Origin of the sequence: Klenkia taihuensis (genome assembly GCF_900112525.1) — a bacterium.
GTDB classification, from domain to species: Bacteria; Actinomycetota; Actinomycetes; order Mycobacteriales; family Geodermatophilaceae; genus Klenkia; species Klenkia taihuensis.
This window is the reverse complement of sequence record NZ_FOMD01000001.1, coordinates 481,888-508,708: the sequence shown is the minus strand read 5'-3', so window position 1 is coordinate 508,708 and position 26,821 is coordinate 481,888. Positions and strand designations below refer to the sequence as shown.

At 74.7% G+C, this 26,821-nt stretch carries 29 protein-coding genes and 1 pseudogene; 8 read left to right on the top strand and 22 right to left on the bottom strand.

Features of this window, described 5'->3' with window-relative positions; genetic code table 11:
* Position 1: 1 nt before the first annotated feature.
* Positions 2–1,012, top strand: coding sequence for a homoserine O-acetyltransferase MetX (metX, locus tag BM158_RS02500; RefSeq protein WP_091554396.1), 1,011 nt, complete (start codon positions 2–4; stop codon positions 1,010–1,012).
* A gap of 3 nt (positions 1,013–1,015) precedes the next feature.
* Here metX and BM158_RS02495 read toward each other — a convergent pair whose 3' ends face one another.
* From BM158_RS02495 to BM158_RS22605, 11 genes are all read right to left on the bottom strand, one after another.
* Positions 1,016–1,504: a hypothetical protein gene (locus tag BM158_RS02495; protein ID WP_091554393.1), complete on the bottom strand. Its 489-nt coding sequence runs from the start codon at positions 1,502–1,504 to the stop codon at positions 1,016–1,018.
* Complete coding sequence (locus BM158_RS02490; protein ID WP_091554390.1) at positions 1,501–1,863, bottom strand: response regulator; 363 nt, start codon at positions 1,861–1,863, stop codon at positions 1,501–1,503. The genes BM158_RS02495 and BM158_RS02490 overlap by 4 nt, the downstream gene beginning before the upstream one ends.
* Positions 1,860–2,354, bottom strand: a complete 495-nt coding sequence (locus BM158_RS02485; protein ID WP_091554386.1) for a chemotaxis protein CheX — start codon at positions 2,352–2,354, stop codon at positions 1,860–1,862. The genes BM158_RS02490 and BM158_RS02485 overlap by 4 nt, the downstream gene beginning before the upstream one ends.
* On the bottom strand, positions 2,351–2,728 hold the full coding sequence (locus tag BM158_RS02480; RefSeq protein WP_091554382.1) for a response regulator: 378 nt from the start codon (positions 2,726–2,728) through the stop codon (positions 2,351–2,353). The genes BM158_RS02485 and BM158_RS02480 overlap by 4 nt, the downstream gene beginning before the upstream one ends.
* 1 nt (position 2,729) lies before the next feature.
* Positions 2,730–3,560 (bottom strand): CheR family methyltransferase, encoded by an 831-nt coding sequence (locus tag BM158_RS02475; protein WP_091554380.1) that lies wholly within the window; start codon positions 3,558–3,560, stop codon positions 2,730–2,732.
* Positions 3,557–4,648, bottom strand: a complete 1,092-nt coding sequence (locus BM158_RS02470; protein WP_091554376.1) for a protein-glutamate methylesterase/protein-glutamine glutaminase — start codon at positions 4,646–4,648, stop codon at positions 3,557–3,559. The genes BM158_RS02475 and BM158_RS02470 overlap by 4 nt, the downstream gene beginning before the upstream one ends.
* Positions 4,649–4,730: 82 nt before the next feature.
* Positions 4,731–5,636 carry a hypothetical protein gene (locus BM158_RS02465; protein ID WP_191328573.1) on the bottom strand — a complete coding sequence of 302 codons (906 nt, stop codon included), beginning with the start codon at positions 5,634–5,636 and terminating at the stop codon, positions 4,731–4,733.
* 2 nt (positions 5,637–5,638) lie between these two features.
* Complete coding sequence (locus BM158_RS02460; protein ID WP_229827501.1) at positions 5,639–7,249, bottom strand: methyl-accepting chemotaxis protein; 1,611 nt, start codon at positions 7,247–7,249, stop codon at positions 5,639–5,641.
* A 26-nt stretch (positions 7,250–7,275) separates the two neighbouring features.
* A complete protein-coding gene (locus tag BM158_RS02455; RefSeq protein WP_229827502.1) occupies positions 7,276–8,904 on the bottom strand; it encodes a methyl-accepting chemotaxis protein in 1,629 nt (542 codons plus the stop codon).
* A gap of 91 nt (positions 8,905–8,995) precedes the next feature.
* Positions 8,996–9,442 (bottom strand): chemotaxis protein CheW, encoded by a 447-nt coding sequence (locus BM158_RS02450; RefSeq protein WP_091554372.1) that lies wholly within the window; start codon positions 9,440–9,442, stop codon positions 8,996–8,998.
* 1 nt (position 9,443) lies between these two features.
* Positions 9,444–11,732, bottom strand: coding sequence for a chemotaxis protein CheA (locus tag BM158_RS22605; protein ID WP_091554369.1), 2,289 nt, complete (start codon positions 11,730–11,732; stop codon positions 9,444–9,446).
* Positions 11,733–12,118: 386 nt separating this feature from the next.
* On the opposite strand from BM158_RS22605, the gene BM158_RS02440 reads away from it, so the two are divergent.
* Positions 12,119–13,699: a peptide chain release factor 3 gene (locus BM158_RS02440; protein WP_091554366.1), complete on the top strand. Its 1,581-nt coding sequence runs from the start codon at positions 12,119–12,121 to the stop codon at positions 13,697–13,699.
* Here the strand turns inward: BM158_RS02440 and BM158_RS02435 are convergent.
* Positions 13,668–14,213: a gamma carbonic anhydrase family protein gene (locus BM158_RS02435; protein ID WP_091554363.1), complete on the bottom strand. Its 546-nt coding sequence runs from the start codon at positions 14,211–14,213 to the stop codon at positions 13,668–13,670. The genes BM158_RS02440 and BM158_RS02435 overlap by 32 nt on opposite strands.
* Before the next feature lie 48 nt (positions 14,214–14,261).
* On the opposite strand from BM158_RS02435, the gene BM158_RS02430 reads away from it, so the two are divergent.
* Positions 14,262–14,525: a DUF1905 domain-containing protein gene (locus BM158_RS02430; RefSeq protein WP_091554360.1), complete on the top strand. Its 264-nt coding sequence runs from the start codon at positions 14,262–14,264 to the stop codon at positions 14,523–14,525.
* Between the two features lie 2 nt (positions 14,526–14,527).
* On the opposite strand, the gene BM158_RS02425 is transcribed toward BM158_RS02430, so the two are convergent.
* From BM158_RS02425 to BM158_RS02415, 3 genes are all read right to left on the bottom strand, one after another.
* Positions 14,528–14,926, bottom strand: a complete 399-nt coding sequence (locus tag BM158_RS02425) for an RNA polymerase-binding protein RbpA (RefSeq protein ID WP_229827503.1) — start codon at positions 14,924–14,926, stop codon at positions 14,528–14,530.
* Between the two features lie 75 nt (positions 14,927–15,001).
* The gene (locus BM158_RS02420; protein WP_091554356.1) at positions 15,002–15,283 is read right to left on the bottom strand and encodes a hypothetical protein; all 282 of its coding nucleotides are present in this window, start codon (positions 15,281–15,283) and stop codon (positions 15,002–15,004) included.
* Positions 15,284–15,353: 70 nt separating this feature from the next.
* Entirely contained in the window at positions 15,354–16,322 is a 969-nt protein-coding gene (locus tag BM158_RS02415; protein ID WP_091554352.1) for an EamA family transporter, read from the bottom strand.
* Positions 16,323–16,402: 80 nt separating this feature from the next.
* Between BM158_RS02415 and BM158_RS02410 the strand changes: the two genes are divergently transcribed.
* On the top strand, positions 16,403–16,960 hold the full coding sequence (locus tag BM158_RS02410; RefSeq protein WP_091554348.1) for a CGNR zinc finger domain-containing protein: 558 nt from the start codon (positions 16,403–16,405) through the stop codon (positions 16,958–16,960).
* Here the strand turns inward: BM158_RS02410 and BM158_RS02405 are convergent.
* The 4 genes from BM158_RS02405 to BM158_RS02390 are packed head-to-tail and all read right to left on the bottom strand — an operon-like array spanning position 16,924 to position 19,545.
* The gene (locus tag BM158_RS02405) at positions 16,924–17,286 is read right to left on the bottom strand and encodes an ArsR/SmtB family transcription factor (protein WP_091554345.1); all 363 of its coding nucleotides are present in this window, start codon (positions 17,284–17,286) and stop codon (positions 16,924–16,926) included. The genes BM158_RS02410 and BM158_RS02405 overlap by 37 nt on opposite strands.
* A complete protein-coding gene (locus BM158_RS02400) occupies positions 17,287–17,925 on the bottom strand; it encodes an SRPBCC family protein (RefSeq protein ID WP_091554341.1) in 639 nt (212 codons plus the stop codon).
* A 41-nt stretch (positions 17,926–17,966) separates the two neighbouring features.
* Positions 17,967–18,839: an NAD(P)H-hydrate dehydratase gene (locus BM158_RS02395; protein ID WP_091554338.1), complete on the bottom strand. Its 873-nt coding sequence runs from the start codon at positions 18,837–18,839 to the stop codon at positions 17,967–17,969.
* Positions 18,823–19,545 (bottom strand): histidine phosphatase family protein, encoded by a 723-nt coding sequence (locus BM158_RS02390; protein WP_091554335.1) that lies wholly within the window; start codon positions 19,543–19,545, stop codon positions 18,823–18,825. The genes BM158_RS02395 and BM158_RS02390 overlap by 17 nt, the downstream gene beginning before the upstream one ends.
* 48 nt (positions 19,546–19,593) lie before the next feature.
* On the opposite strand from BM158_RS02390, the gene BM158_RS02385 reads away from it, so the two are divergent.
* Complete coding sequence (locus BM158_RS02385; protein ID WP_091554333.1) at positions 19,594–20,166, top strand: YdeI/OmpD-associated family protein; 573 nt, start codon at positions 19,594–19,596, stop codon at positions 20,164–20,166.
* 93 nt (positions 20,167–20,259) lie between these two features.
* The gene (locus BM158_RS02380) at positions 20,260–21,648 is read left to right on the top strand and encodes an aspartate aminotransferase family protein (protein WP_091554329.1); all 1,389 of its coding nucleotides are present in this window, start codon (positions 20,260–20,262) and stop codon (positions 21,646–21,648) included.
* Positions 21,649–21,740: 92 nt separating this feature from the next.
* On the opposite strand, the gene BM158_RS02375 is transcribed toward BM158_RS02380, so the two are convergent.
* Together BM158_RS02375 and BM158_RS02370 are read right to left on the bottom strand one after the other, a co-directional pair.
* Entirely contained in the window at positions 21,741–22,157 is a 417-nt protein-coding gene (locus tag BM158_RS02375; RefSeq protein ID WP_091554325.1) for a universal stress protein, read from the bottom strand.
* Between the two features lie 16 nt (positions 22,158–22,173).
* Entirely contained in the window at positions 22,174–23,694 is a 1,521-nt protein-coding gene (locus tag BM158_RS02370) for an APC family permease (protein ID WP_091554322.1), read from the bottom strand.
* A 161-nt stretch (positions 23,695–23,855) separates the two neighbouring features.
* Here BM158_RS02370 and BM158_RS02365 point away from each other — a divergent pair, with 161 nt between their 5' ends.
* Positions 23,856–25,067, top strand: coding sequence for a saccharopine dehydrogenase family protein (locus BM158_RS02365; RefSeq protein ID WP_091554319.1), 1,212 nt, complete (start codon positions 23,856–23,858; stop codon positions 25,065–25,067).
* Positions 25,068–25,128: 61 nt separating this feature from the next.
* A pseudogene (locus BM158_RS22210) lies at positions 25,129–25,596 on the top strand (DedA family protein); the annotation flags it as partial.
* A gap of 138 nt (positions 25,597–25,734) precedes the next feature.
* Here BM158_RS22210 and BM158_RS02355 read toward each other — a convergent pair.
* Complete coding sequence (locus BM158_RS02355) at positions 25,735–26,763, bottom strand: C40 family peptidase (RefSeq protein WP_207506114.1); 1,029 nt, start codon at positions 26,761–26,763, stop codon at positions 25,735–25,737.
* Between the last annotated feature and the right edge of the window lie 58 nt (positions 26,764–26,821).

Here is a 26,821-nt window from a genome sequence, read left to right as displayed (position 1 = left end):
GGTGGCGGGCGCCTGGCGGGAGGGGGACCCGTCCGGCGCCCGGCAGTTCCTCGACCTCGGCCCGCTGGAGCTCGAGCGCGGCGGGTCGCTGCCGGGTGTCCGGGTGGCCTACGAGACCTGGGGCGACCCGGGTGACCCGCCGGTGCTGGTCGAGCACGCCCTCACCGGCGACAGCCACCTGTTCGGCGACACCGGGCCCGGCCACCCCACACCCGGCTGGTGGGCGGCCCTGGAGCAGCGGGTGACCGGCCACTTCGTGGTCTGCGCCAACGTGCTCGGCGGCTGCCAGGGGACGACGGGTCCGGCCTCGGACGCACCCGACGGCGGGCCGTGGGGGTCACGGTTCCCCGAGGTCACCATCGCCGACCAGGTCGCGGTCGAGGTGGCGCTGGCCGACGCGCTGGGCATCGACCGCTGGTACGCGGTCATCGGCGGCTCGATGGGCGGCATGCGGGCCATGGAGTGGGCCGTCGCGCACCCCGAGCGGGTGGCGCGGCTGTTCTTCCTGGCCTCGGGCGCGGTGGCCACCGCCGACCAGATCGGCACGCAGACCACCCAGCAGGCCGCGGTCGCCCTCGACCCGGTGGGCGGCCTGGAGGTGGCCCGCCGCATCGCGCACCTGACCTACCGCAGCGCCTTCGAGCTGCAGACCCGCTTCGGGAACGAGGTGCAGCCCGACGGCCGGTTCGCCGTCACGAGCTACCTGGAGCACCACGGCGCCAAGCTGGCCGGCCGGTTCGACCCGGACAGCTACGTCGTCCTCACCCAGGCCATGAACACCTGGGACGTCGGCCGCGGCCGCGGCGGGGTGGAGGCGGCGCTGGCGCGGGTCACCGCGCGCAGCCTGGTCGCCGGCATCGACTCCGACCGGCTGTACCGGATCGAGGAGCAGCAGCGGGTGGCCGACGCGCTCGGCGTCCCGCTGCGGGTGGTGGAGAGCCCCTACGGCCACGACGGCTTCCTGGTCGAGACAGCGGCCGTGGGGGCCCTCCTCCGCGAACTGCTGGACTGACCCCTAGGCGAGGACCACCGACAGCGAGCCGCTGCCGTAGCCGGCCACCGTGACGTCGATGTCGACGCGGTTGGTGGAGGCGGTCAGCCCGGCGATGTCGCCGGGCAGCGCCTCGCCGGGGGCGTAGAGCCGGTCCAGCTTGGAGTGCGTGACACCACCGGCGTTGAACAGCGACGCGGCCACGTTGACCACCTCGTGCAGCACCTCGACCTGCATGTCGGTCAGCTCGCCCTCCTCGACGGAGTCCTCGCAGCCGCCCTTGGGCAGCAGCGCGAGCGCGCCGGCGCACCAGGCCGACAGCGGCAGGTCGATCAGGACGATCGCGTTCAGCCGCGAGGTCGGGTCCACGTAGGCGGCCACGGCCGCCGGCCGGGACGGGTTCGGCGTCACCGGGGCGCCCGGGCCGACGGTGACGTCGCGGCCGAGCAGGCCCTCCAGCAGGTCGCGGACCGCCTTGTTGCTGGGCAGCCCGGTCTTGGCCGGGGCGGTCACGCCAGCACCGCGTCGAGCGCGTCGCGGAAGGTGTCCGGCGTGAACGGCTTGGCGATGAGGAACAGCGCGCCGGCGTCGGAGGCGGTCTCGCGCATCTCCGGCGAGCCCTCCGAGGTGACGAACCCGAACGGCACGGCCGAGCCCTGGGCGCGCAGCGCGCGCAGGCACTCGATGCCGGTCATGTTCGGCATGTTCCAGTCCGACAGGACCAGGTCGGGGGACTCGCTGCCGACCTTGGCCAGGCAGTCGGCGCCGTCCTCGGCCTCGACGACGTCCACGTCGTCGTAGCCGGCCTGGCGGAGGGTGCGGACGACGATCTGCCGCATCACCCGGCTGTCGTCGGCGACCAGGATCTTCACTTGGGGACCTCCGTGGTGTGGTGGGCGGGCGCCTCCGAGGCGCCCTGGATGGTGATGGCGAGGTCGTGGCCCCGCCAGCTCGCGGACACGCGGCAGGTGTCCTCGTCCTCGGCGCGCAGCGGGGCCGGTCCGGTCTCCGGCAGCCCGAGGGCCGACGGTCCGGGGAGCAGCGACTTGACGTTGCCGCCGAGGATGTTGGCCAGCTCGCGGAGCACGTCGTCGACGTCCTCGGCGGTGGGCTGCTCGTCGTCGTCCAGCTGCAGCACCGACCGGGTCAGGTCGGCGGTGCCGGACGCGCCGCAGGTGAGCACGACGACGCCGTCCCAGGGGCCGGTGACGGTGACCCAGGCGCTGGGGCCGTCGACCGCCGGGGCGACCGGGCCGAGGCCGGGCAGGAGGAGCTCCCCCTCGCCGACCAGCGCGCTCCACACCTCGCCGGCGACCGCGGTCACGGTCTCGCCGTCGAGCAGGGCGGTGATCGGGGCGCTCACGCCGGCACCGGCATCAGGCCGAGCAGGGACAGCTTGTCGCCGATGGCGTCGGCGGTGAAGGGCTTGATGACGTACTCGTGCGCGCCGGCGGCCAGCGCCTTGACGATCTGGCCGTGCTCGCTCTCGGTGGTGACCATCATCAGCGTCACCTGCCGCCAGGCCGGGACCGCCCGGACGGCGGAGACGAACTGCAGCCCGTCCATCACCGGCATGTTCCAGTCGATGCAGGCCAGGTCGGGGACCCAGCCCTCCTCGAGGACGTCCAGGGCCTCGCGGCCGTGCCCGGCGGGCCGGGTCTCGTACCCGAACCCCTCCAGGATGGAGGCGACGATCCGGCGCATCGCGCGCGAGTCGTCGATCACCAGCGCTCGCATGTCACTTCCCCTTCATCGGTCGGTAGGCGGAGCCGCGGCCGCAGGGGACCCGCTCCCAGGAGTCGTCGACGCCCAGCGTCGTCTCGGCGGCACCCAGGAACAGCCAGCCGTCCGGGCGCATCACCTGCCGCACCTTGCGCAGCACCTCGCGCTTGGTGGGCGGGTCGAAGTAGATGAGGACGTTGCGCAGGTAGACCACGTCGAAGGGACCGAGCCGGGGCAGGGGCCCAGCGAGGTTGAGCTCGCTGGCGGTCACCATCTGGCGCAGGGCGGGCGAGATCTCCCACTCCGCGCCCACCCGGCTGAAGTGCCGGACGAGCATGGGGGCCGGCAGGCCCCGGTTGACCTCGAGCTGGCTGAACCGGCCGGCCCGGGTGCGGTCGACCATCGCGCGGGAGAGGTCGGTCGCGGTGATCCGCACGCGGGTGGTCGCCGACGGCAGGGAGTCGGCCAGCAGCATCGCGATCGTGTACGCCTCCTGCCCGCTGGAGCAGGCGGCCGACCAGATGCTGATCGGCTCGCCGGGCCGGCGGGCGGCCTGCAGGGCGGGGACGACGGTGCCGGTGAGCGCGGTGAACGGGTCGCCGTCGCGGAACCACGAGGTCTCGTTGGTGGTGAGCGCCTCGACGATGCCGCGGGTGATCGCCGGCTCGGGCCGGGCGCGGACCCGCTCGACGAGCTCGGCGACGCCGGACAGCCCGAGCTGGCGGGCCAGCGGCATGAGCCGGGCCTCGACCAGGTACTCCTTGCCGGGCGCGAGGACGATGGCCGACTCCCGGCGCACGAGCTGGCAGACCCAGTCGAAGCCGGACGTGGCGAGGCTGGCGGTCATGGGCGGGCTCCGACCAGGGACGGGGATCGGGTGGTGAGGCGGAGGACGGTGTCGGCCACCCGGTCGAGCGGGACGACCTCGTCGGCGTGGCCGGCCTGGGTGACCGCACCGGGCATCCCCCAGACGACGGAGGTGGCCTGGTCCTGGGCGACGACGGTCCCGCCGGCGGCACGGACCTGGCCGGTGCCGACCTTGCCGTCGGACCCCATGCCGGTGAGGACGACGGCGAGCACGGCGCCGTCGTAGGCGGCCACCGCGGAGCGGAAGAGCACGTCGACGGCGGGGCGGCAGAAGTTCTCCGGCGCACCCTGGTCCAGCGCGGTGCGCCGCGGGCCGGCGCCGGCGGCGACGGTGAGGTGGAAGTCGCCGGGGGCGATGTGCACGGTGCCCGGGGCGACCGGGGTGCCGGCGGTGGCCTCGACGACGCGCAGCGCGCTGAGCCGGTCGAGCCGGGCGGCGAACTGGGTGGTGAACACCGGGGGCATGTGCTGCACGACCAGCACCGGGAGCGGGAAGTCCTTCGGCAGCCGGGGCAGGACGCGGGTCAGCGCGTCGGGGCCGCCGGTGGAGGACCCGATGACCAGCACGGCGGGGGCCTTGCGGACGCCGCGGGCGACCGGGGCGGGCGCGGGGGTGGCCGGCCGGGGGGCGGCGGCCGGGGCGGCGGGCAGCCCGACGGGGCGGCCGGTGAGCACCTTGATCCGGGGGATCAGCTGGGCCCGGACGCTCTCCATCGACTGCTGCACGCTGCCGACGTTGGCGGGCTTGGTGACGTAGTCGTCGGCGCCGGCGGCCAGCGCGTCGAAGGTGGCGGACGCGCCGCGCTCGGTGAGCGTGGAGAACATGATGATCGGCGTGCGGCGGCCGGCGGCGCGCAGCGCCCGGACCGCGGCGATGCCGTCCATCTCCGGCATCTCGATGTCCATCGTGATGACGTCGGGGCGCAGCTGGTCGACCTTGGCCAGGGCGACCTTGCCGTTGACCGCGGTGCCGACGACCTCGATGGCGGGGTCCGCGCCGAGCACGTCGGTGACGATCTTGCGGACGACGACCGAGTCGTCGACCACCATCACGCGGATCGGGGGCACGGTGTCCTGCTCTCTGCTCGGGCCGGGGTTCGGCCGTGGGGTTGGTTTCGGCACGGGATCGTCAGGAGTTGAGCCGGGTCGCTCAACCGGCGGGCGGCAGCACCCCCGACGGGTGGTCGCCCTCGGCCAGCAGCCAGGGCAGCAGCAGCTGGTCCAGCGCGGCGCCGTCGACCAGGTCGGCCATGGCGACGCCCTGCACGCAGCCGGCGACGGCGTTCCAGACCCCGCGGGCGCCGTCCCCGGGAGTGAAGCCGGCGGCGCGGAAGGCCCGGACGGCGGCCAGCAGCGCGGCGGCCAGGGCCCGGGTGCGGCCGGAGACGTGCGCGGCCCAGGAGGCGCCGTGCATGGCCGCGGCCCAGTCCTGCCGGGTGTCGCGGACCTCGTCGACGGCCACCCGCCACCGGCCCAGCACGACGGGGTCGGCGGCGGCGAGGTGGTCGAGCATGCCGAGCAGGGCGGTGGTGGCCGGGCCCAGGTCGGGCAGCGGTACGGCGCCGACCCGGTCGAGCACCTGGGCGAGGGCCCTCCGGTCGCGCTCGGGGACCGTGGCCGAGGCCCAGCCGGCGACGGCGGCGTCGGCGAGCACGTCGGCGGCCAGCTGGGCGACCTCGGGGGGCACCGCGGCCACCGCGGCCGACTCGGGTCCGAGCACGTCGTCGCGGAGCACCCGCTCCACGGCGGCGGCGTCGCCGAGCATGCCCTGCTCGAGCAGCGCCACCAGCGCCTCGCTGCGGGTGTGCTCGGCGCGGACGTCGCGCAGGCCGGGCACGCCGGCGGCGGCGAGCTCGCGCACCCGGACGGACCGGTCCGCCCACCGGGTCCGCTGGGCGGCGCTGCCGGACACCACCGGGTGCCCGGCGGCCCACCCGTGCAGGTGGTCCGGTCCGGCGCCGAGGCCGGCGAGCAGCACGGTGGCGACGTCCGGCCCGCCGGGGAGGCGGACCAGGTCGAAGCCGATCGTGGCCGCGCTGACCAGGGAGTAGGGCATGGTCAGTGGGTGAAGCGGCCGACGGTGGTGCGCAGGTCGCTGGCCATCCGGGACAGCTCGTCGACGGCGACACGGGTCTGCGACAGCGCCTGCGTGGTGGAGTCCGCGGCGGTGGAGACGCCGGTGATGGTGGCCGCGATCTCGGTGGTGCCACCGGCGGCCTCGGCCACGCTGCGCGACATCTCGTTGGTCGTGGCGGTCTGCTCCTCGACGGCGCTGGCGATGGTCAGCTGGTAGTCGTTGATCTGCCCGATGACCGCACCGATCCGGCCGATCGCCTCGGTGGCCCCGGTCGTGTCGGCCTGGATGGCCTCCACCCGGCGGGCGATGTCCTCGGTGGCGCGGGCGGTCTCCTGGGCCAGCTCCTTGACCTCGTTCGCCACGACGGCGAAGCCCTTGCCCGCCTCGCCGGCCCGCGCGGCCTCGATGGTGGCGTTGAGCGCCAGCAGGTTGGTCTGCTCGGCGATGCTCGTGATCACCTTGACCACGTCGCCGATCTCCTTGGACGAGACGCCGAGCTTGGTGATGGTGGCGTTGGTGGTCTCGGCCTCCGCGACGGCCTCGGCCGCCACCCGGGCCGCCTCGTTCGCGTTCTGCGCGATCTCCCGGATCGAGGCGCTCATCTCCTCCGCACCCGCCGCGACCGTCGCGACGCTGCGCGAGACCTCGTCGGCGGCACCGGACACCGCACCGGACTGCGCGCTGGTCTGCTGGGCCGACGCCGAGATCTGGGCGGCCGAGGCGGACAGCTCCTCGCTGGAGGTGGCCACGGAGTCGGCGGAGCCGGCGACGGTGGCCATCAGGGCGCGCAGGTCCACCAGCGCGCTGTCCAGCAGGGCCGCGGTCTGCCCCACCTCGTCGGCGCTGGTGATGCCGGTCTGCACGGTCAGGTCACCCCCGGCCAGCGCGGTCGCGGTGGCCTGCAGCCGGCCCAGCCGCCGGACGAAGGAGCGGGCGACCGCGTACCCGATGCCCAGTGCCAGCCCGACGCCGAGCACCAGCACCACGGCGAGCTCGGTGCGCGTGGACCGGTAGGCCGCCGCGGCCGCCGCGGCGTCGTCGGCCGCGGACGCGGTGCGGTCCTGCACCAGGGCGTCCAGGGAGTCGACCAGGCCGGTCATCAGCGGGGTCACCTGGCCGTCGCGCAGCCGGGTCCACCCCGCGGTGTCGCCGGCCGCGGTCAGCGCGTCCAGCTCCGCGGTCAGGTCGATGTACTCCCCCACCCCGTCGACGGCGCCCTGCACCGTGTCCCGGTTGGCCGGGGTCAGCTCGACGGTGTCGAGCAGCTCCTCGCCGGCCGAGGTCAGGCCGTCCACGGCCTCGCCGCGGGTGGTGGTCCACCGGGCCAGGGACTCGGTGTCGCCGGCCCGGGCGGCGTTGGTGCGGCTGGACTGCGCGAAGCGGATGGAGACCAGCTGGAAACGCATCTCCTGGGCGAGCAGGACGCCGCGCACGTCGTCGGAGTACACCGACTGGGTGCGGTCGGCGGAGGCGGACAGGGCGGTCAGCCCGGCCAGGCCGACGGCGCCGGCGACGAGCGCGGCGACCAGGACGGCGGCGAGGACCTGGGCGCGGACGCCGAGGGAGCCGAGGTGGCGGCGGAGGGTGGTCACGGGGGCTCCAGGGAGGTGTCGGTCGGTCAGGTGGTGAAGCGGCCGACGGCGGCGCGCAGGTCGGTGGCCATGCGGGAGAGCTCGTCGACCGACACCCGCGTCTGGCCCAGGGCCTGGGTGGTGGCCGACGCGGCGCCGGAGACGCCGGCGGTGTTGGCGGCGATCTCGGTGGTCCCGGCGGCGGCCTCGGCGACGCTGCGGGACATCTCGTTGGTGGTGGCGGTCTGCTCCTCCACCGCGGAGGCGATGGTGAGCTGGTAGTCGTTGATCTGGCCGATGACCGCACCGATCCGGCCGATCGCCTCGGTGGCGCCGGTGGTGTCGGCCTGGATGGCCTCCACCCGGCGGGCGATGTCTTCGGTGGCCCGCGCGGTCTCCTGCGCCAGCTCCTTGACCTCGTTCGCCACGACGGCGAAGCCCTTGCCCGCCTCACCGGCCCGCGCCGCCTCGATGGTCGCGTTCAGGGCCAGCAGGTTGGTCTGCTCCGCGATCGAGGTGATCACCTTGACCACGTCGCCGATCTCGCGGGAGGACTGGCCCAGCTTCTGGATGGTCGCGGTGGTCGCGTCGGCCTCGCTGACGGCCTCGGCGGCCACCCGCGCGGCCTCGTTCGCGTTCTGCGCGATCTCCCGGATCGAGGCGCTCATCTCCTCCGCACCGGCGGCGACGGTCGCGACGCTGCGCGAGACCTCGTCGGCCGCGCCGGACACCAGGCCGGACTGCGCGCTGGTCTCCTCCGCCGAGGCGGCGATCCGCCCGGCCGAGGCCGACAGCTCGGTGCTGGCCGCGGCGACCGCGTCGGCCGAGCCGGTGACCGAGCCGACCACGCCGGCCAGCTGCTCGGTGGCCCGGTCCAGCGCGGCGCCGGCGCGGCCCATCTCGCCGTCCCCGGTCAGCCCGGTGCGGCGGGTGAGGTCCCCGCTGCCGATGCCCTCGGCGACGTCCCGGATGCGGTGCAGCGGCCCGACCAGCGAGCGGGTCAGGTGCCAGGCCAGCCCGCCGGCCAGCAGCAGGCCGAGGACGCCGGCGGCCACCAGCAGCCAGGTGGCGCGGGTCTGCGCAGCCGACTGCCGGTCGCCCAGTGCGGTCAGCCGGTCCTCCGCGGAGCCGGCGATGGTGTCGGCGATGCCCAGCACCACGGTGTAGGCCTCGCCGGCCTCACCGCCGTTGATCGAGGTCTGCGCCTCGGCGAGCCCGGCCTGCGTGCCCGGGCGGACCCACTCCACCACCTGGTCGTCCCAGCGGTAGTAGTCGTCCCACGCCGGCCGCAGCTGGTCGAAGGCGGCCCGCTCGGTGGCGTCCATGCCCGAGGTGTCGACGCCGTCCAGCCACGCGTAGATCGAGGCCTTGCTGGCCAGGAACCCGGCCCGGTTGTAGGAGTCGTCGCGCAGCGACTCCTCCGGCCCGAAGGCGGCGACGTCGGCCAGCACGAAGCCCTGCCAGCCGGTGGCGTCGGCGATCTGGAAGCGCATGGTCTCCGCGTCGCGGAGCACGCCGTCCACGGCGCGGACCTGGCCGGCGAGCTCGCGCTGCTGGGCGACGGCGGCGACGCCACCACCGGCGCAGCAGAGGACGACGAGGGCGACGACGCCGAAGGCGAGTCCGAGGCGGGTCCGCAGGCCGAGGTCGGCGAGGCGGCGTCCGGGTGTTCTCACGGGATGGCCTTCCGGGCAGGGGTGGGGCCGGGTCGCCGGCGACGGGGTCGCCGGCGGTCCGGTGCGGGAGGGGGCGGGCGGGTCCGGCGCGTCAGGCGGCGACGGCGCGGGAGACGTCCAGGGCCAGCAGCAGCCGGCCGTCGAGCTTGTAGGCGCCGAGGATGAGCTCCCGGGCCCGGCCGTCGAGGGTGTCCGGCGGCTGCTCGAAGTCCGCGGCGTCGACGTGCACGACGTCGGCGATCCCGTCGACCAGGAAGCTGACGGCCTCGCCGTGCATCCGGACCACGATGACGACGGACTCGGCGTCGGCGGCGCGGGCCGGGCGGCCGAGCCGCTCGCGCAGCTCGATGGCGGTGACCACCTGGCCGCGCAGGTTGATCAGGCCGGCGACGGCCGGCGGGGCCAGCGGCACCCGGGTGAGCTTCTGCGCCCGGAGCACCTCCTGGACGTGCTCGACCTCGACGCCGTAGAGGTCGCCGTCCAGCCAGAAGGTGGCCAGCTGGGCGGTGCCGGTGCGGGGGGCGGTTGCCGTGCTCATGTCAGACCACCATCAGGTCGTCGCGGGCCGGCGAGCCGGCGGCGGTGTCGAAGGCGTAGAAGCCGGGGTCGGCGGCGAGGATCGCCGCGCGCACGTCGAGCAGCTCGGTGACCTTGTCGCCGAACACCGCCGAGCCGAGCAGGCCCATGTCGTCGATGTCGGAGTGCTTGGCCTCGCTGTCGTCGATGATGTCGAGGATCTCCTCGACCACGATCGCGACGCTGCGGTCGCGGTCGGCGTAGACGATGACCTCCAGCGTCTCGGGGGCCGGCTCGTCGTAGCCGTAGGACGACGTCGCGCCCAGGTGCCGGTCCAGCCGGACGATGGGCAGGATCGCGCCGCGGTACTGCACCACCTCCCGCGAGCCGACCCGTTCCACCGAGGCGGTGCGGATCTGCTCCAGCCGGGTGACGGTGTCCAGCGGGATCGCCACCCGGCGGCCGCCGCCGATGGAGGCCAGCAGCATCCGCTGCCGCTCGGCGCCGGCGCGGGCGGTGGCCGCCGCGACGCTGGCCGCGGTGCGCTGCTCGGCCCGCTCGACGGTCTCGGCGCGCAGCGCCCGGCGGGCCAGGGCCTGCACGTCGAGGATGAGCGCGACGGTGCCGTCGCCCAGGACGGTGGCCCCGGAGTAGAGGCCGATGGACTTCAGCTGGGCGCCGACTGCCTTCACCACGATCTCCTCGGTGTTGATGACCCGGTCCACGACCAGGCCGAAGCGGCGGCCCTCGGACCGCAGGACGGCGATGACCACGTGCCCGTCGTGCCGGTCGGAGCTCAGCCCGAACACGTCGGCCAGCCGGACCAGCGGCAGCAGCTCGCCGCGCAGCCGGTAGACCTGCGCCCCGCCGATCTCCTCGACCGCGGCGGCGGCCTTCTCGGCGTCCAGGCTGACCAGTTCCTGCAGGCTGACCTGCGGGATGGCGTAGCGGTCGCCGGCGCACTCCACGGTCAGCGCCGGGACGATGGCCAGGGTCAGCGGGATGCGCAGCCGGGTGCAGGTGCCGGTGCCCGGCTCGGACTCGATCTCGATGGTGCCGCCGATGGCCTCGATGTTGGTCTTCACCACGTCCATGCCGACGCCGCGGCCGGAGACGTTGGTGACCGCGGCGGCGGTGGAGAAGCCCGGGGCGAAGATCAGCTGCAGGACGTCGGCGGTGGCCATCCGGGCCAGCGCGTCGGGCGTCACCAGGCCCTTGCGGACCGCGCTCTCCCCGATCCTGGCCGGGTCGATGCCGGCGCCGTCGTCGATGACCTCGACCACGACCTGGCCGGACTCGTGCCGGGCCCGCAGGCTCAGCACGCCCTCGGCCGGCTTGCCGGCGGCGCGGCGGGCCTCGGGGGTCTCGATGCCGTGGTCGACGGAGTTGCGGACCAGGTGGGTCAGCGGGTCCTTGACCGCCTCGAGCAGCGTCTTGTCCAGCTCGGTCTCGTTGCCCTCCATCGCCAGCCGCACGGACTTGCCGCACTGCTGGCCCAGGTCGCGGACGACGCGCGGCAGCTTGGACCAGATGTGGTCGATGGGCTGCATGCGCGTCTTCATGACGCCCTCCTGCAGCTCGCTGGCGATGAGGTTGAGCCGCTGGCCGGCGCGCACCAGGTCGGTGTCGGTCTGCCGGGAGACGTACTGCACGATCTGGTTGCGGGTCAGCACCAGCTCTCCGACCAGCTGCATCAGGGCGTCGAGCAGGTCGACGTCCACCCGGATGGTGGAGTCGGCGACCGCCCGGCGGGGGGCCTGCTCGTCCTCGGCGGCCGGCGCCGGGGCGGGGACCGGGGCGGCGGCCGGGACCGGGACCGGGGCCACCGCGACCGGGGCCGGGACCACGACGGGCGCCTCGACCACCTCGGCGACCACCTCCGCGACCACGGGCTCCGCGGCGGCCGGCTCGGCGGCGGGGGCCGGCTCGTCGTCCATCGCGGCGGTGATCAGCTCGACCGCGCGGGTCACGTCGACCGCGCCCTCGCCGCCGGCGGTCTCGATGGAGCCCAGCAGCTCGCGCACCGTGTCCACCATCGCCAGCAGCGCGTCGGTGCGGTGCGGGGTCAGCTCCAGCACCCCGTCGCGCAGCTTGGAGAGCATGTTCTCCCCGACGTGGGCGACCTGCTCGAGCTTGCCGAAGGCCAGGAAGCCACTGGTGCCCTTGATCGTGTGGATCGTGCGGAAGATGCTCGAGAGCCGCTCCCGCGAACCCGGGTCCTGCTCCAGCGCGACCAGGTCGCGGTCGAGCTGGTCCAGGTTCTCGTGGCTCTCGACGAGGAAGTCCTCGACGATGTCGTCCAAGCCGTCCACGGTCGTCCTCCCCTGCTGCGGGGCGCTGTCCGCCCCGCGTCGTCAGGACCGGTTACGGCAGCCCCGCCACGTCCTCCACTCGAACCGCTCCAGTTCCGTCCCCTTTCTGCCGATGCGCGCGACCGTTCTCCGGCACCATTCCGGTGACCCTTCCCGCGCCATTCGGCGACCACGGGAGGAAACCCCCCTCGGAGGGGTGAACCTGCAGGTCGGGGGCGGTTGCGCACAATGGGGTGGAATGGTCGGCGCCATTCCGGGTCGACGTGTCGACACCCCTGCGGACGGTGACCGTCACCGTTGTCGACACGGGCCCGCGGACCATTCCCCGGAGTGCGCCCGGGATCACAGCGCGGGGTGGTCGGCGTCCCGGTCGTAGACTCGTCGGAATGAGCACTGCCGCCGGCGAGGCCGCGCGCCGTCGGACCTTCGCGGTCATCAGCCACCCGGACGCCGGGAAGTCCACCCTCACCGAGGCGCTGGCGCTGCACGCGCACGTGATCGGGCGGGCCGGCGCGGTGCACGGCAAGGCCGGCCGGGGTGCCACCGTGTCGGACTGGATGGACATGGAGAAGGCCCGCGGCATCTCCATCACCTCCGCGGCGCTGCAGTTCGCCTACCGCGACGCGGTGGTCAACCTGCTGGACACCCCGGGCCACGCGGACTTCTCCGAGGACACCTACCGCGTGCTCACCGCCGTCGACGCCGCGGTGATGCTGGTGGACGCGGCGAAGGGCCTGGAGACCCAGACCATGAAGCTGTTCGCGGTCTGCAAGCACCGCGGCATCCCGATCATCACGGTGATCAACAAGTGGGACAGGCCCGGCAACGAGGCGCTGGCGCTCATGGACGAGATCGCCGAGCGCACCGGCCTGCAGCCCACCCCGCTCACCTGGCCGGTCGGCATCGCCGGCGACTTCCGGGGCGTGCTGGACCGCCGCGACGGCAGCTACCGGCACTTCACCCGCACCGCCGGCGGCGCGACCATCGCCCCGGAGAAGGTGATGGACGCCGACGCCGCGCTCGCCCAGGAGGGCGACGCCTGGACCACCGCGCTCGAGGAGAGCGAACTGCTCGAGGAGACCGGCGCCCAGCACGACCAGGAGCTGTTCCTCGCCGGCGCCACCACCCCGGTGCTGTTCGCCTCGGCGGTCTCCAACTTCGGCGTCGCGGCGCTGCTGGACACCCTGGTCGACCTGGCCCCGCCCCCGGCCGACCGGCCCGACGCCGACGGCAAGCCGCGCGCCCTGGATGACCCGTTCAGCGCGTTCGTGTTCAAGGTGCAGGCCGGCATGGACACCGGCCACCGCGACCGGCTGGCCTACATCCGCGTCTGCACCGGCGTCTTCGAGCGCGGGATGGTGGTCACCAACGCCGCCAACGGCCGGCCCTTCGCCACCAAGTACGCCCAGCAGGTCTTCGGCCGCGACCGGGAGACGATCGAGACCGCCTACCCCGGCGACGTCGTCGGCCTGGTCAACGCCAGCGCGCTGGGCGTCGGCGACACCCTCTACACCGACACCCCCGTCGTCTACCCGCCGATCACCACGTTCGCGCCCGAGCACTTCGCCGTGGCCCGGGCCGCCGACACCAGCAAGTACAAGCAGTTCCGCAAGGGCATGGACACCCTGGCCGGTGAGGGCGTCGTCCAGGTGCTCATCTCCGAGCGCCGCGGCGACGGCGCGCCGGTGCTCGCCGTCGTCGGCCCCATGCAGTTCGAGGTGGCCAGCCACCGCATGGAGCACGAGTTCGGCTCACGGATCAGCCTGGACCACCTGCCCTACACCGTGGCCCGGGTGACCGACGCGGAGTCCGCACCCGAGGTCGCCAAGGCCCGCGGCGCCGAGGTGATGACCCGGCCGGACGGCGAGCTGCTGGCGCTGTTCACCGACAAGTGGGCGCTGCGCACGCTCGAGCAGAACAAGCCGCACCTCACGCTCACGCCGTTGGTGGCTGCCCAACTGGCCTGAGGGCGCGGTGCTGGTCCAGCCGGTCGGTGTAGCTGACCGCGTTGGCCCGGATGCGCTCGACGGCGCTGTCACCGAGGTCGCGGACGACCTTCGCGGGGACGCCGGCGACCAGCGACCCCGGCGGCACCTCCGCGTTCTCGGTCACCACCGCGCCGGCCGCCACGATCGAGCCCGAGCCGATGTGCGCGCCGTTCATCACCACCGCGCCCATGCCGACGAGGACGTCGTCGTCCACCCGGGCGCCGTGCAGCACCACCCGGTGGCCCACGGTGACCCGGTCGCCGAGCACCAGCGGGTAGCCGGGGTCGCTGTGCAGGGTGGAGCCGTCCTGCACGTTGGAGTCCGCGCCGATCCGGATGGACTCCGCGTCGGCCCGGACCACCGCGCCGTACCAGACCGAGGCCCGCGGACCGAGGGCCACGTCGCCCACCACCACGGCGGACGGCGCGACGAAGGCGGTGGGGTCGACGGCGGGGACGCGGTCCCCGAGAGCGGCGATGAGGGGTGCGGTCATGCGCACCTGCCTACCGCACGGGCCCCGGACCCGGCACCATCGGCGCCCGTGACCGTGTTCCGGACCACCCTGGAAGCCACCGGCGGCACCAACGTCGGCATCGTCGTGCCCGAGGACGTCGTCCTCGGCTTCGGTCGCGGCAAGCGGGTGCCCGTCGTCGTGACGATCGACGGCGACTACACCTACCCGACCACGATCGGCGTGATGGGCGGCCGGTACCTGGTCTCGTTCAACGCCGAGACCCGCAAGCGCACCGGCCGCGGGGCCGGCGACGAGGTCGAGGTCGAGCTGGTGGTCGACCCCGACCGCTGAGGTCAGGAGGCGCGGGTCCGCCGGGCGCGCAGCACCTCGAGACGCTCGGCGAGCAGGTCGTCCAGGTCGGCGATGTCGCGGCGCTCGAGCAGCATCTCCCACGGGGTCTTGCTGACCCGGGGCGGACCGGTCTTGCGGGCCCGGCCGCGGCGGGGCTGCTCCTCGTCCTCGCCGACCGGCGGGGCCACCGGGGTGTCCGGGGTGACCACCAGCGCGGCCGGCGTCCCGTGCCGGGGGCAGGTCCAGGTGGACGGCGGGACGGCGTCCGCAGCGAAGGTCACCTGCACGTCGTGGTCACGCGTGCAGACGTAGGTGTGGGTGGCGGCGTCCGCGAGCACGGCCCCGCGGACGCTCTCCAGGCTCGTGGCCCCCATGCGGGAGCCGCGCAGGTTGTCGGGCACGGCAGCCTCCTCGTCGGCGCGGTCTGACTACCACCGTACGCCGATCTGCAAACTGCGTTTACGCAGCGGGAAGGCTCAGCCGAACGGGCTCGGCACGATCCGCGGCGCGCGGGGGGCGCGACCTTCGGCCTCGGCGGCGCGGCGCGCGGATACCAGCTGGGACACCCGGTTGCGGGTCACCCCGGCCTCGCGGGCCACGGCGGAGGGCGCGTGGCCGGCGTCGACGGCCGCCACGAGGGCCGCCTCCCAGCGCCGCTGGGCCTCCCGCGCAGCCGCCTGGGCGGCCTGGCGCTCGGCGTCGGCGGCCCGGATGGCCTGCACGGCGGCGTCCTTGGCGGTGTCCTGGCTGCCGGTCATCACCCCACGATAGGCGCTCGCACGCCGGCTGGGGGGTCCGACGGGGCCGTGACCAGCCCGGATGTGCAGGTCAACGGCCGGGTGCGGGCGCCCCGGCGGGCTCGGGCAGCGGCTCGACGGCCGGCACCGGGCGCTGCTCCCCCACCCGGACCAGCACGATCCCGGCCAGCACGACCAGCCCGCCGACCAGCTGCACCGGCCCGGGCTGCTGACCCAGCGCCAGCCAGGCGAAGCCGACGGCGAAGAGCACCTCGGTGAGGCCGACGAAGGAGCTGGTCCGCGAGCCGAGCCGGCGGATGGCGGCGACCCCGGTGGCGTAGGCGAAGGCCGCGGCCAGCAGCGCCAGGCCCAGCACGGGGACCAGCCAGCTCACCCCGTGCCCGGCCAGATCGACCGGCGCGGCGGTGGTCCGCCACGGGACGACGCCGACGGCCGCGGCGACGCCCAGGGCCACCGCGCCGACGCCCAGACCGCCCCAGGCGCTGACCAGCGGGGGCAGCGCGTCGTCGGTGCGGCCGGAGACGACGAAGTAGACGGCCAGGCCGACCGCGGCCAGCAGACCCCAGAAGACGCCGAGCAGGTCGATCCGGGCGCCGGAGAGCACGTCGAGGACCAGCACCAGCCCGGCCACGGCCACGACGACGCCGGCCGCGGTGACGGGGCTGGGGCGCTGGCCGTGCCGCAGCCAGGTCCACAGCACCACGAGGACCACGCCCGAGTACTCCAGGAGCAGCGCGACGCCCACCGACAGCCGGCTGATGGCCAGGAAGTAGGCGAGCTGGCAGCCGGCGACGGCCAGCAGGCCGAAGGCGAGCACGGAGCCTGCGTTGGCGCGCAGCAGGTGCCACCGGCCGCGCAGCTGCAGCACGGCGGGGACGGTCAGCACCACCGCGGCCAGCCCGACCCGGACGGTCACCGCCGCCGCGGCGCTCCACCCGGCGTCCAGCAGCGCGGAGGCGAAGACGCCGGAGGTGCCGAAGGCGGCCGCGGAGGCCAGTGCGAGCAGCAGACCGGTCAGCCCGGCACGACGGTCCAGCACGGCGTCCTCCTCGAGACCCGTCAGGACCGAAGGGACGTACGATCCTGATGTGCGCGACCGTAGCAGACGTCAGGAGCAACATGCTCTTCGCTCATGACACCGAGGTGGCGCTGCAGGCGGCGGCCGCCCTGGTGAACACCGCCACCGGCTCGGGGACCGGCACCGAGCTGCTCCCCGACCCGGCCGCGCTCGACGCGTTCCTGGACACCTGGGGCTACACCGGCGACCGTGCCGGCGACGCGGGCGAGCTCGCCGCGGTGCACCGCCTGCGGGCCCGGCTCGGCGAGATGTGGGACGACGAGTCCGACGCCGTGGTCGGCGTGGTGAACCGGCTGCTGCGCGACGGCGACGCCCAGCCGCAGCTGGTCCGGCACGGCGAGTGGGGCTGGCACATCCACGCCACCGAGCCGCACGCCCCGCTGGCGCACCGGATGGCGGTGGAGGCCGCGATGGCGGTGGCCGACCTCGTGCGCGCCGGGGAGCTGGACCGGCTGGGCCGCTGCGAGGCCGAGGGGTGCGGCGCGGCCCTGGTGGACCTCACCAAGAACCGGTCGCGCCGCTTCTGCGACACCAGCTGCGCCAACCGCACGCACGCCGCGGCCTACCGGGCGCGCCGGGCCTCCACCCCGGGCGACTGAGCCCCCGCCCGGGCTCGGCGGCCGCGGGCGACCTCGGTGGCCAGGGCGTCCAGGGGCTGCGCGAAGGGGTCGACGAGACGGGCCAGCCAGTCCCCCGCGGCGGCGACCGCGGCGTCGTCCACCGCGTGGAACCGGCGGGTGCCCTCGGCGCGCACCCGCACCAGGCCGGCGTCCCGCAGCACGGCCAGGTGCTGGGAGACCGCCGGCTGGGAGATCCGGCCGAGCGCGGCGACCAGCTCCCCGACGGTGCGCTCGGTGCCGGCCAGCAGCTCCAGGATCCGGCGGCGGGTGGGGTCGCCGAGCGCGCCGAACGGGTCGGCGGCCACTCAGTCGGCGCTGGTGCCGGTGTAGAACGCGGCGGTCTGCGCGGCGGCCGCCCGGGCCGCGGCCGGGTCGTCGCCGTCCGCCACCGCGGCGTCGGCCCAGTCCCGCGCCGCGGCGCCGACGAACGCGTGCCCCTCGGGCGTGGTCGCGAAGGCCAGCCCCTCGTCCGGGTCGACCGGGGCGCCGGTGTCGACGTGCAGGCCCAGCCCCATGAGCCCGAGGTCCCAGCCGACGCCGACCGCGCCCGGGCCGTAGGTGTCCCACATGGTCGGGTCGACCGGCGCCTCGTGCACCAGCTCCAGGTCCGTGCCGCCGTCGGCCTCGGCGAGGGAGACGGTCACCCAGGACACCATCGGGCCCATCTCCCAGGTGACCGCGAACGACTCCGGGGCGGCGCAGCGCTCGACCACGCCGCCGGCGTTGCCCTGCAGCTGGTAGCGGCCACCCTCGTGCAGGTCGCCGGTGACCGGGAGGAACCAGCGCGGGATGCGCTCGGGGTCGGTGACGGCCTGCCAGAGGTCGGCGCGGTCGGTGCGGTAGCGGCGCCGGGCGACGACCAGCCGGGTGGGGACGCCGTCCCGGGAGCCGGTGCGCACCTCCCGGACGACGAGACCGGCGGTGGCGACGGGGTCAGTCAGCATAAGCAGCAGCTTATGGATGCCCCCCGTCGTCCGGCAAGGCCCTACAGGTCGACCTCGCTGATCACCCGGGGCAGCTCGGGCGGCAGCTCGCGGGCGAGGAAGCCCAGCCGGCCGACCGCCGCGGCCAGCCGCTCCCCCGCGCGGCCGTGCAGGTGCGCCGCCCACACCGCGGCCTGGGCGGGGTCCGCGCCACGGGCCAGCAGCCCGGCGACCACCCCGGCCCGCACGTCGCCCGAGCCGGAGACGCCCAGGCCGGCGCCGCCGCTCTCGTCCCGCCACAGCCGGCCGTCGGGGGCGGCCACCCAGCTGGTCTCCCCGCCGAGGGCCACCACCGCCCGGGCGCGCCGGGCCATCTCCGCCGCCGCGGCCGGGGCGTCGTCCACCTCGTCGACGTGCAGGCCGAAGGCGAGCTCCGTCGGGTTGGGGGTGAGCACCACCCGGCCCCCCAGGTGGTGCAGGCAGGTCGGGTCGGCGGTGACCGCGGCCAGCCCGAGCGCGTCCAGCGCGAGCGGGCCGGTCAGCTCGGGGAGCAGTCGCTCGACCAGCTGCCGGGTCTGCGGCTCGTCGACCATGCCCGGCCCGACCAGCACCGCGGCGGCCTGCTGCGCCAGGTCCAGCACCCGCTCGGCGGCGTCCGCGCGGACCGCGCCGTCCTCGGTCTCGACCAGGCCCCGGACCAGCGCCTCGGGCAGCGCCGCCGACGTCACCGGCGCCAGGCTGCGCGGGACGGCGACCTGCAGCTTCCCCGCGCCGGACCGGAGCGCTGCCTCCGCGGCGAGCAGCACCGCCCCGAGGGTCTCGGTGCTGCCGCCGACGACGAGCACGGAGCCGCGGGCGTCCTTGCCGCCGGTGGGCTCGGGCAGCCGCCAGCCACGCAGCAGCTGCGGGGTGACGAGGTCAGGGGTCGGGGACATCGGGCTCCTCGGTGACACGGGTGCCCGCCAGGTGCTCGACGGCGTTGAAGTCCTGCAGCTCCCACCCGGCGCCGGCGGCGCGGTAGCGGGTGAGGGAGGCGTTGGCGACCTGCTCGGCGCGGTCGAGCTCGAGCAGCCGCTGCTCGGAGAGCTCCTCGAGCACGTACCGGAAGACCATGACCACGGCCTGGTGGCTGACCACGAGCAGCCGCTCGCCGTCGTGCCGGAGCGCCTCGGTGGCCAGCGCGCTGCGCACCCGCAGGGCGACGTCGGCCCAGCTCTCCCCGCCCGGCGGGCGGTACCAGAACTTGCCGAGCAGCTCGCGCCGCGCGGCCTCCTCGGGGTAGCGCTCGCGGATGCCCCGGCCGGTCATGCCGTCGAAGGCGCCGAAGTCCCGCTCGCGCAGCCGCTCGTCGAACCGCACGGGCAGGCCCAGCGGCTCGGCGGCACGGCGCGCGGTGTCGGCGGCCCGGGTGAACGGCGAGGCCAGGACGGCGGTGGGCCGCTCGGCCAGCCCGGCCAGGTGCGCGCCCAGCGCGTCGGCCTGCCGCTCCCCGGTCGGGGACAGCGGGACGTCGGGGTCGCGGACGTCGAGGTCGAGCCGGTCGACGCCGAGCTCGTGGGCGCGGGCGTCGGCGAGGTTCCCCTGGCTCTCCCCGTGCCGCACCAGCCACAGTTGCTCCGGGCCGGGAGGTCGTCGGGTCACCCTCGACCCCTGACCGTCCGGGCAGGTTCCGAAACGCGGGGAGGGCTCGTGGTGGAGCGGGAGTTCGAGGTGCGGTCCTTCGCCGACGGCGCCGAGCTGGACGCGTGGCTGGCCGAGCACGGGGCGTCGGCACCGGGCCTGTACGTCCGGCTGGCCAAGAAGGGGGCCGGCTTCCCGTCGGTGACCTGGGAGGAGCTGGTGGAGGGCCTGCTCTGCCACGGCTGGATCGACGGCCGGGCCAACCGGCTGGACGAGGAGAGCTGGACGATCCGGGTCACCCCCCGCCGCCCGCGCAGCGTCTGGTCGGCCAAGAACGTCGCCACGGTGACCCGGCTGGTCGACGCCGGCCGGATGCGCCCGGCCGGGCTCGCCCAGGTGGAGGCGGCACGGGCCGACGGCCGGTGGGCCACGGCCTACCCGGGGTCGGCGGCCATGCCGGTGCCCGAGGACCTCGCCGCGGCGCTGGCCGCCACCCCCGGCGCACGGGCCGCCTTCGACGCACTGGACGCCGCCGGCCGGTACGCGGTGCTGTACCGGGTGCACACCAGGCGGACCGCCGCCGGGCGCGCGTCGGCGATCGCCGACGCGGTCGTGCGGCTGACCGATCCGGAACGGACGTGACGACGGTCTCGCTTTCCGGGGGGCCTCCTCGCTACGCTCTGCTTCGTCGACCCGTCGTCCGACGACGGAATCCGCAGTTCGAGGAGTGCTGACATGACCACCACCGAGCAGCCGGTCACCGAACCCGGGCACTACGGCCCGGCCGACGTCGACAACCTCTGGCTGCACTTCTCCCGGATGGGCGGCTACGCCCAGCAGGCGCCGCCGGTCATCGTGAAGGGCGAGGGCTGCTACATCTGGGACGACCGCGGCCGGAAGTACCTCGACGGGCTGGCCGGGCTGTTCGTCGTCCAGGCCGGGCACGGCCGCCGCGAGCTCGCCCAGGCCGCCGCCGCGCAGGCCGAGCAGCTGGCCTTCTTCCCGATCTGGTCCTACGCGCACCCCTCGGCCATCGAGCTGTCGCAGCGGCTGGCCGCCGCGGCACCGGGGGACCTGAACCGGGTCTTCTTCACCACCGGCGGCGGGGAGGCCGTGGAGACGGCGTGGAAGGCGGCCAAGCAGTACTTCAAGCTGGTCGGCAAGCCGGCCAAGCACAAGGTGATCAGCCGGGCCATCGCCTACCACGGCACCACCCAGGGGGCGCTGTCGATCACCGGGCTGCCGGCGCTCAAGCAGGACTTCGAGCCGCTGGTGCCCGGCGCCTTCCGGGCCGCCAACACCAACATCTACCGGGCGCCGTACTTCGGCGACGACCCCAAGGCCTTCGGCCACTGGGCGGCCGACCAGATCGAGCAGGCCATCCTCTTCGAGGGCCCCGACACCGTCGCCGCGGTGTTCCTGGAGCCGGTGCAGAACGCCGGCGGCTGCTTCCCGCCCCCGCCCGGCTACTTCGACCGGGTCCGCGAGATCTGCGACCGGCACGACGTGCTGCTGGTCTCCGACGAGGTCATCTGCGCCTTCGGCCGACTGGGCACCACGTTCGCCTGCGAGAAGTTCGGCTACGTGCCCGACATGATCACCTGCGCCAAGGGGATGACGTCGGGCTACTCCCCCATCGGCGCGATGATCGCCAGCGACCGGGTCATGGAGCCCTTCCTGCGCCCGGGCGTCACCTTCCCGCACGGCTACACCTTCGGCGGGCACCCGGTGTCGGCCGCCGTCGGGCTGGCCAACCTGGACATCTTCGAGCGCGAGGGCCTCAACCAGCACGTGCTGGACACCGAGCACGACTTCCGCCGCACCCTGGAGAAGCTGACCGACCTGCCAATCGTGGGCGACGTCCGCGGCGACGGGTTCTTCTACGGCATCGAGCTGGTCAAGGACAGGACGACCAAGGAGACCTTCGACGCCGACGAGAGCGAGCGGCTGCTGCGCGGCTTCCTCTCCGCCGCCCTGTTCGACGCCGGGCTCTACTGCCGGGCCGACGACCGGGGCGACCCCGTCGTCCAGCTCGCCCCGCCGCTGACCGCGGGCCAGGCCGAGTTCGACGAGATCGAGCAGGTCCTGCGCGGCGTCCTCAGCGAGGCCTGGTCCCGGCTCTAGGCGCCGTCCTCCTGCACCGGGGTCCGTCCTCCTGCGCCAGATCTGGCGCAGGAGGACGGACGTCGATCAACCCCCCTGATCCACGCTGGGGGTCAGGCCTCGGCGGGGACGCAGAGGACCGGGCGCGGGGACAGGTGCAGCAGCTTGTGCGGCACCGACCCGAGGATCGCGCCGCGCAGCGGGGTCTCGCCGTAGGTGCCGACCACGATGACCCGGGCGTCGTGCCGGTCGGCCGAGTCCAGCAGCGCGTCCACCGGCTTGGCCGGCAGCACCTCCACCACGGTGCGCACCCCGGCGGCGTCGGCGGCCTCCACCGCGCCGGCGACCGCCGTGCCGCCCATCTCGGCCAGCGCCTGCGCGTGCGCGCCGGACTCCTCGCCCACGGTGCCCGGCGGGGCGGCGCCGAAGACCAGCACCAGCTCCTCGTCCAGCCGGCCGGCCAGGTCGATGGCCAGGGACAGCGCCCGGCGGGCGCCCGGGGACTCGTCGTAGCCCAGCACGATGCTCACTGCTTGCTCCAGGGGGTCACGAGGCGGGGTCCTCGACGGCGGCGCCGGAGCGGCCGGCGGCGATGTCGGCCTGCATGCGGTCCGACGTCGTCGTCTGCTCGGCCCAGAACCGCTTGTCCTTCGCCCGCCAGAACAGCATGAAGACGACCCCGACGAGGAAGATCGCGATGCCCATCACCAGCGGCGGGCCGAGGCCGAACCAGGCGGTGCCGAGGTCGGAGTTGGCCGGGTCGGCCAGGTCGCCGATCGACTCGACCAGCAGCCAGATCAGCAGCGCCGAACCGATCAGCGGCCCGACGCCGATGAGCAGGAAGTCCTTGACGCTGCGGGTGAGCTGGCGGCGGTGGAACACCGCGCAGGCGATGCCGGTGAGTGAGTAGTAGAAGGCGATCAGCAGCGAGAGCGCGGTGAGCGAGTCGAACAGCGCGTTCTCGCTGATCAGGTTGACCACCACGTACCAGGCGGCGGCGATGACGGCGACCAGCCAGGTGGAGACGTCCGGCGTCCGGAACCGGGGGTGGATGCGGGCCAGCGAGCGGGGCATGGCGTGCCGCCGGGCCATCGACAGCCCGGTGCGCGACGCGGGCAGGATCGTGGTCTGCGTCGACGCGATCGCCGAGGTGGCCACCGCCAGCAGCAGCACCCAGTCCCAGCCGCCCAGCACCTCGGTGGCCATGGTCGCGAAGATCGTCTCGGCCTCGTCCTCGCGGGAGGCGAGGAAGTCGGTGCCGAAGTAGCTGAGGATCGCGATCGTGACGCCGAGGTAGGTGATCAGCAGGACGACGGTGGACACGATCGCCGCCTTGCCGGGGGTCGACTCCGCGTCGGAGGTCTCCTCCGTCAGGTTGACCGCGGACTCCCAGCCCCAGTAGATGAACACGCCCAGCAGCAGCCCGCCGGTCAGCGCGGCACCGCCGGCGCCGAAGGGGTTCAGCCAGTCCAGCGACGGGGTCAGGTTGCCGCCGTCGGCCTCGCCGTTGCCCGACAGGCCGGCCACCAGGGCGACGACGGCGAACACCAGCAGCGCACCGACCTGGGCGATGATCAGGCCGTTCTGCAGCTTGGCGCTCACCTCGGTGCCGATCACGCAGATCCAGGTCATGGCGAAGATCAGCAGCACGGTCAGCGTGCGCACCAGGAAGGTGTTGTCGGCCAGGCCGTCCAGCTGCAGGGCGAGCAGGCCGAACCGGACGCCGGTGTCGGCGAGGGACCCGATGACCAGCACGCCGGTCATCGAGATGGCCCAGCCGCCCATCCAGCCCACCCACGGGCCCATCGCCCGGGTGACCCAGGAGAACGTCGTCCCGCAGTCCTGGTCGGCCTTGTTCAGGTAGTAGAAGGCCGAGGCGATGAGCAGCATCGGGACGAAGGACGCGAGGAAGACGCCGGGCGCGTAGACGCCGACGAGGGCGACGACGGCACCCACCACGGCGGCCAGCGAGTAGGCCGGTGAGGTGGACGCCAGGCCGATGACCAGGGCGTCGACGAAGCCGATCGCGCCCTGCTTGAGCTGCGGCTCCTGCGAGGGGGCGCTCATGGGGCGCCCGGGCTGTCCGTCATCCCACGGTTATCGCAGGTAGAGACCTTCTTCACAAGGGTTTCCCGTGTTACGACTTGGTGAGGCGACGGAAGCCGTCGCCCTCGTGATCGTCGTCACCTACAGTCGGCGCACCCGTCCCGCGAGAGAAGAAGGTCCCCATGCGCATCCTCCTGGTCGGTGCCGGCGGCGTCGGCAGCGCCTTCGCCGCCATCGCCGCCCGTCGCGCCTTCCCCGAGGCCGTGGTCGTCACCGACTACGACGGCGACCGGGCCCGGGCCACCGCCGAGGCCGTCGGGGACCCGCGGTTCAGCTCCGCCGGGTCGGTGGACGCCGGGGACGCCGACGCGGTGGCCGCGCTGCTGGCCGAGCACCGCTGCGACGTGCTGATGAACGCCGTGGACCCCCGGTTCGTCATGCCGCTGTTCCGCGCGGCGCTGGCCGGCGGGGCGACCTACGTGGACATGGCCATGTCGCTGTCCCGCCCCCACCCGGAGAACCCGTACGCCGAGACCGGCGTCAAGCTCGGCGACGAGCAGTTCGAGCTGGCCGGCGAGTGGGAGGCCGCCGGGCAGCTGGCACTGGTCGGCATGGGCGTGGAACCGGGGCTGTCCGACGTGTTCGCCCGCTACGCCGCCGACCACCTGTTCTCCTCGATCGACGAGCTCGGCGTGCGCGACGGGGCGAACCTCGAGGTCAGCGGCTACGACTTCGCCCCGTCGTTCAGCATCTGGACCACGATAGAGGAGTGCCTGAACCCGCCGGTGGTCTACGAGGCCGGCCGCGGGTTCTTCACCACCCCGCCGTTCAGCGAGCCCGAGGTGTTCGAGTTCCCCGAGGGCATCGGCCCGGTGGAGTGCGTGAACGTGGAGCACGAGGAGGTGCTCCTCATGCCGCGCTGGGTGGACGCCGGCCGGGTCACCTTCAAGTACGGCCTGGGCACCGAGTTCATCGACGTGCTCAAGGCGCTGCACAAGGTGGGCCTGGACCGCACCGACCCGGTGACGGTCAAGGGTGTGCAGGTCAGCCCGCGGGACGTCGTCGCCGCGTGCCTGCCCGACCCGGCCGGGCTGGGCGACCGGATGACGGGCAAGACCTGCGCCGGGCTGTGGGTCACCGGTACCGGCCAGGACGGCGAGCCCCGGCAGGTCTACCTGTACCACGTGGTGGACAACGAGTGGTCCATGCGCGAGTACGGCCACCAGGCCGTGGTCTGGCAGACCGCGGTGAACCCGGTGGTGGCCCTGGAGCTGCTGGCCGCGGGCACCTGGTCGGGCTCGGGCGTGCTGGGTCCGGAGGCCTTCGACGCGGTGCCGTTCCTGGAGCTGCTCACCGCCTACGGCTCGCCCTGGGGCATGCGCGAGGGCGGCTGATCCCCGGGGACCCACAGGGTCCGGACAGCCACGGCCCAGTCGGTGGGGCACGACCCGTCGCATGACCGCCCTGCTCGAACGCCTGCTGTCGGTCCCGGCGATCTGGGTCTACGCGGTCGTGGTGACCCTGGTCGTCGTCGAGGACGCCCTGTTCGTCGGCTTCGTCGTACCGGCGGAGACCGCGGTCGTGCTGGGCGGGGTGGCCGCCTCGCAGGGCCACGGCGACGTCTGGCTGCTCGGCGCCCTGGTGGTCGCGGCGGCGGTCGTCGGCGACAGCCTGGGCTACGAGGTCGGCAGGCGGTTCGGGCCGCGCCTGCTCGCCGGCCGGCTGGCGCGCCGGCACCAGCAGGGCATCGACGCAGCGTCGGACACCCTGGCCCGGCGCGGCGGCCCGGCGGTGTTCCTGGCCCGGCTCACCGCGTTCCTGCGCGCGGTCACCCCGGCGCTGGCCGGGGCCGCCCGGATGCGCTACCGGACCTTCCTGGCCTGGAACGCGGTCGGCGGGCTGGTCTGGGGCGTCGGTGCGGTGCTCCTCGGCTACCTGGCCGGGGCCTCGTGGGAGACCGTGGCCTCGAAGGTCGGCACCACCGGTGCGGTGGTCGCCGCCGTCGTGGTGGTCGCCGTCGTCGTCGCGTGGAAGGTGCGCGGGCGGCGGTCGCGGAAGCGGTCAGGCGACGCGGCGCGCGCCGACGTAGCCCCGCTGGTCGACGCTGGTGACGGCGACCGGACGGCCGCTGACGCTGGCGTGCACCATCTGCCCGTTGCCGATGTACATGCCGACGTGGCTCACCGGTGAGTAGAAGAACACCAGGTCACCGGGCTGCAGCTCGGCTCGCGAGACCGGCGTCCCCAGGCCGGACTGGGCGCGGCTGGAGTGCGGCAGCGAGATGCCGGCGGCCGCGTAGGCGTACTGCATGAGACCCGAGCAGTCGAAGCCGTCGGGACCGGACGAACCCCACACGTAGGGCTTGCCGAGCTGGGCGAGGGCGGCCTCGATCGCGACCCCGGCCGCCTCGCTCGGTGCGGCCGCGGGAGCGGCGGCCGCCGCGTCGGCCATCGCCGCGGCGGACAGCTCCGGCCCGGCGACGGCGCGGTCCACCTGCGCCTGCAGCGGGGCGGCCAGCCGGGCGTAGTCGGCGCGGTAGGCGGCGAGCTGGGCCTGCACCTGGTCCTGCTGCGCCTCCAGGTCGGCCAGCGCGGTGGCGGCCTGCGCCGCGGCGGCGTCGGCGTCGGCGCGGGCCTGCTGCGCGGCCTGCTGGGCCAGCGCCAGCTGCCCGAGGACGGCGTCGGTGTGCGAGGTGAGCTGGTTGATCGTGGACACCCGCTGCAGCACCTCGTCCGCGGAGTCGCTGCTCAGCATGGTCTCCAGGCCCGACGGCACGCCGTCGACGAAGCCGCTGCGCACGATGGCGTCGACCTGGGGCTGCAGGGCGGTCACCGCGGCGGCGGCGGTGTCGGCCGCACCCGCGGCGGCGGCGGCCGCGGCCTGCTGGTCGGCCACGGCGAGCTCGGCGTCGTGGACCTGCTCGCCCAGCGCCTCGACCTGCTGGGCGGCCTGCGTGACCGCGTCGGCGGCCTCGGCGGCGGTGGTCGGCTCGGCGACGGCGGGCCCCGCGGTGAGGGTGAGCAGCACGCCGGCCACGACGGCCGGCACCGCCGTCCGGGTCCAGCGTCGCGCGGTCGATCGCGGTGCCATGGATGCCTCCGGTCCCTGCCCGCGCACCCGGGGAGGGGTGACGTCGCCGAGCGGGTCG

Excerpts from the sequence above, each read along its gene's own strand:
- BM158_RS02480 (WP_091554382.1), bottom strand. The coding sequence starts at position 2,728 with ATGCGAGCGCTGGTGATCGACGACTCGCGCGCGATGCGCCGGATCGTC.
- BM158_RS02475 (WP_091554380.1), bottom strand. The coding sequence starts at position 3,560 with ATGACCGCCAGCCTCGCCACGTCCGGCTTCGACTGGGTCTGCCAGCTC.
- BM158_RS02465 (WP_191328573.1), bottom strand. The coding sequence starts at position 5,636 with ATGCCCTACTCCCTGGTCAGCGCGGCCACGATCGGCTTCGACCTGGTC.
- BM158_RS02450 (WP_091554372.1), bottom strand. The coding sequence starts at position 9,442 with ATGAGCACGGCAACCGCCCCCCGCACCGGCACCGCCCAGCTGGCCACC.
- BM158_RS02440 (WP_091554366.1), top strand. The coding sequence starts at position 12,119 with ATGAGCACTGCCGCCGGCGAGGCCGCGCGCCGTCGGACCTTCGCGGTC.
- BM158_RS02435 (WP_091554363.1), bottom strand. The coding sequence starts at position 14,213 with ATGACCGCACCCCTCATCGCCGCTCTCGGGGACCGCGTCCCCGCCGTC.
- BM158_RS02420 (WP_091554356.1), bottom strand. The coding sequence starts at position 15,283 with ATGACCGGCAGCCAGGACACCGCCAAGGACGCCGCCGTGCAGGCCATC.
- BM158_RS02410 (WP_091554348.1), top strand. The coding sequence starts at position 16,403 with ATGCTCTTCGCTCATGACACCGAGGTGGCGCTGCAGGCGGCGGCCGCC.
- BM158_RS02400 (WP_091554341.1), bottom strand. The coding sequence starts at position 17,925 with ATGCTGACTGACCCCGTCGCCACCGCCGGTCTCGTCGTCCGGGAGGTG.
- BM158_RS02395 (WP_091554338.1), bottom strand. The coding sequence starts at position 18,839 with ATGTCCCCGACCCCTGACCTCGTCACCCCGCAGCTGCTGCGTGGCTGG.
- BM158_RS02380 (WP_091554329.1), top strand. The coding sequence starts at position 20,260 with ATGACCACCACCGAGCAGCCGGTCACCGAACCCGGGCACTACGGCCCG.
- BM158_RS02370 (WP_091554322.1), bottom strand. The coding sequence starts at position 23,694 with ATGAGCGCCCCCTCGCAGGAGCCGCAGCTCAAGCAGGGCGCGATCGGC.
- BM158_RS02365 (WP_091554319.1), top strand. The coding sequence starts at position 23,856 with ATGCGCATCCTCCTGGTCGGTGCCGGCGGCGTCGGCAGCGCCTTCGCC.
- BM158_RS02355 (WP_207506114.1), bottom strand. The coding sequence starts at position 26,763 with ATGGCACCGCGATCGACCGCGCGACGCTGGACCCGGACGGCGGTGCCG.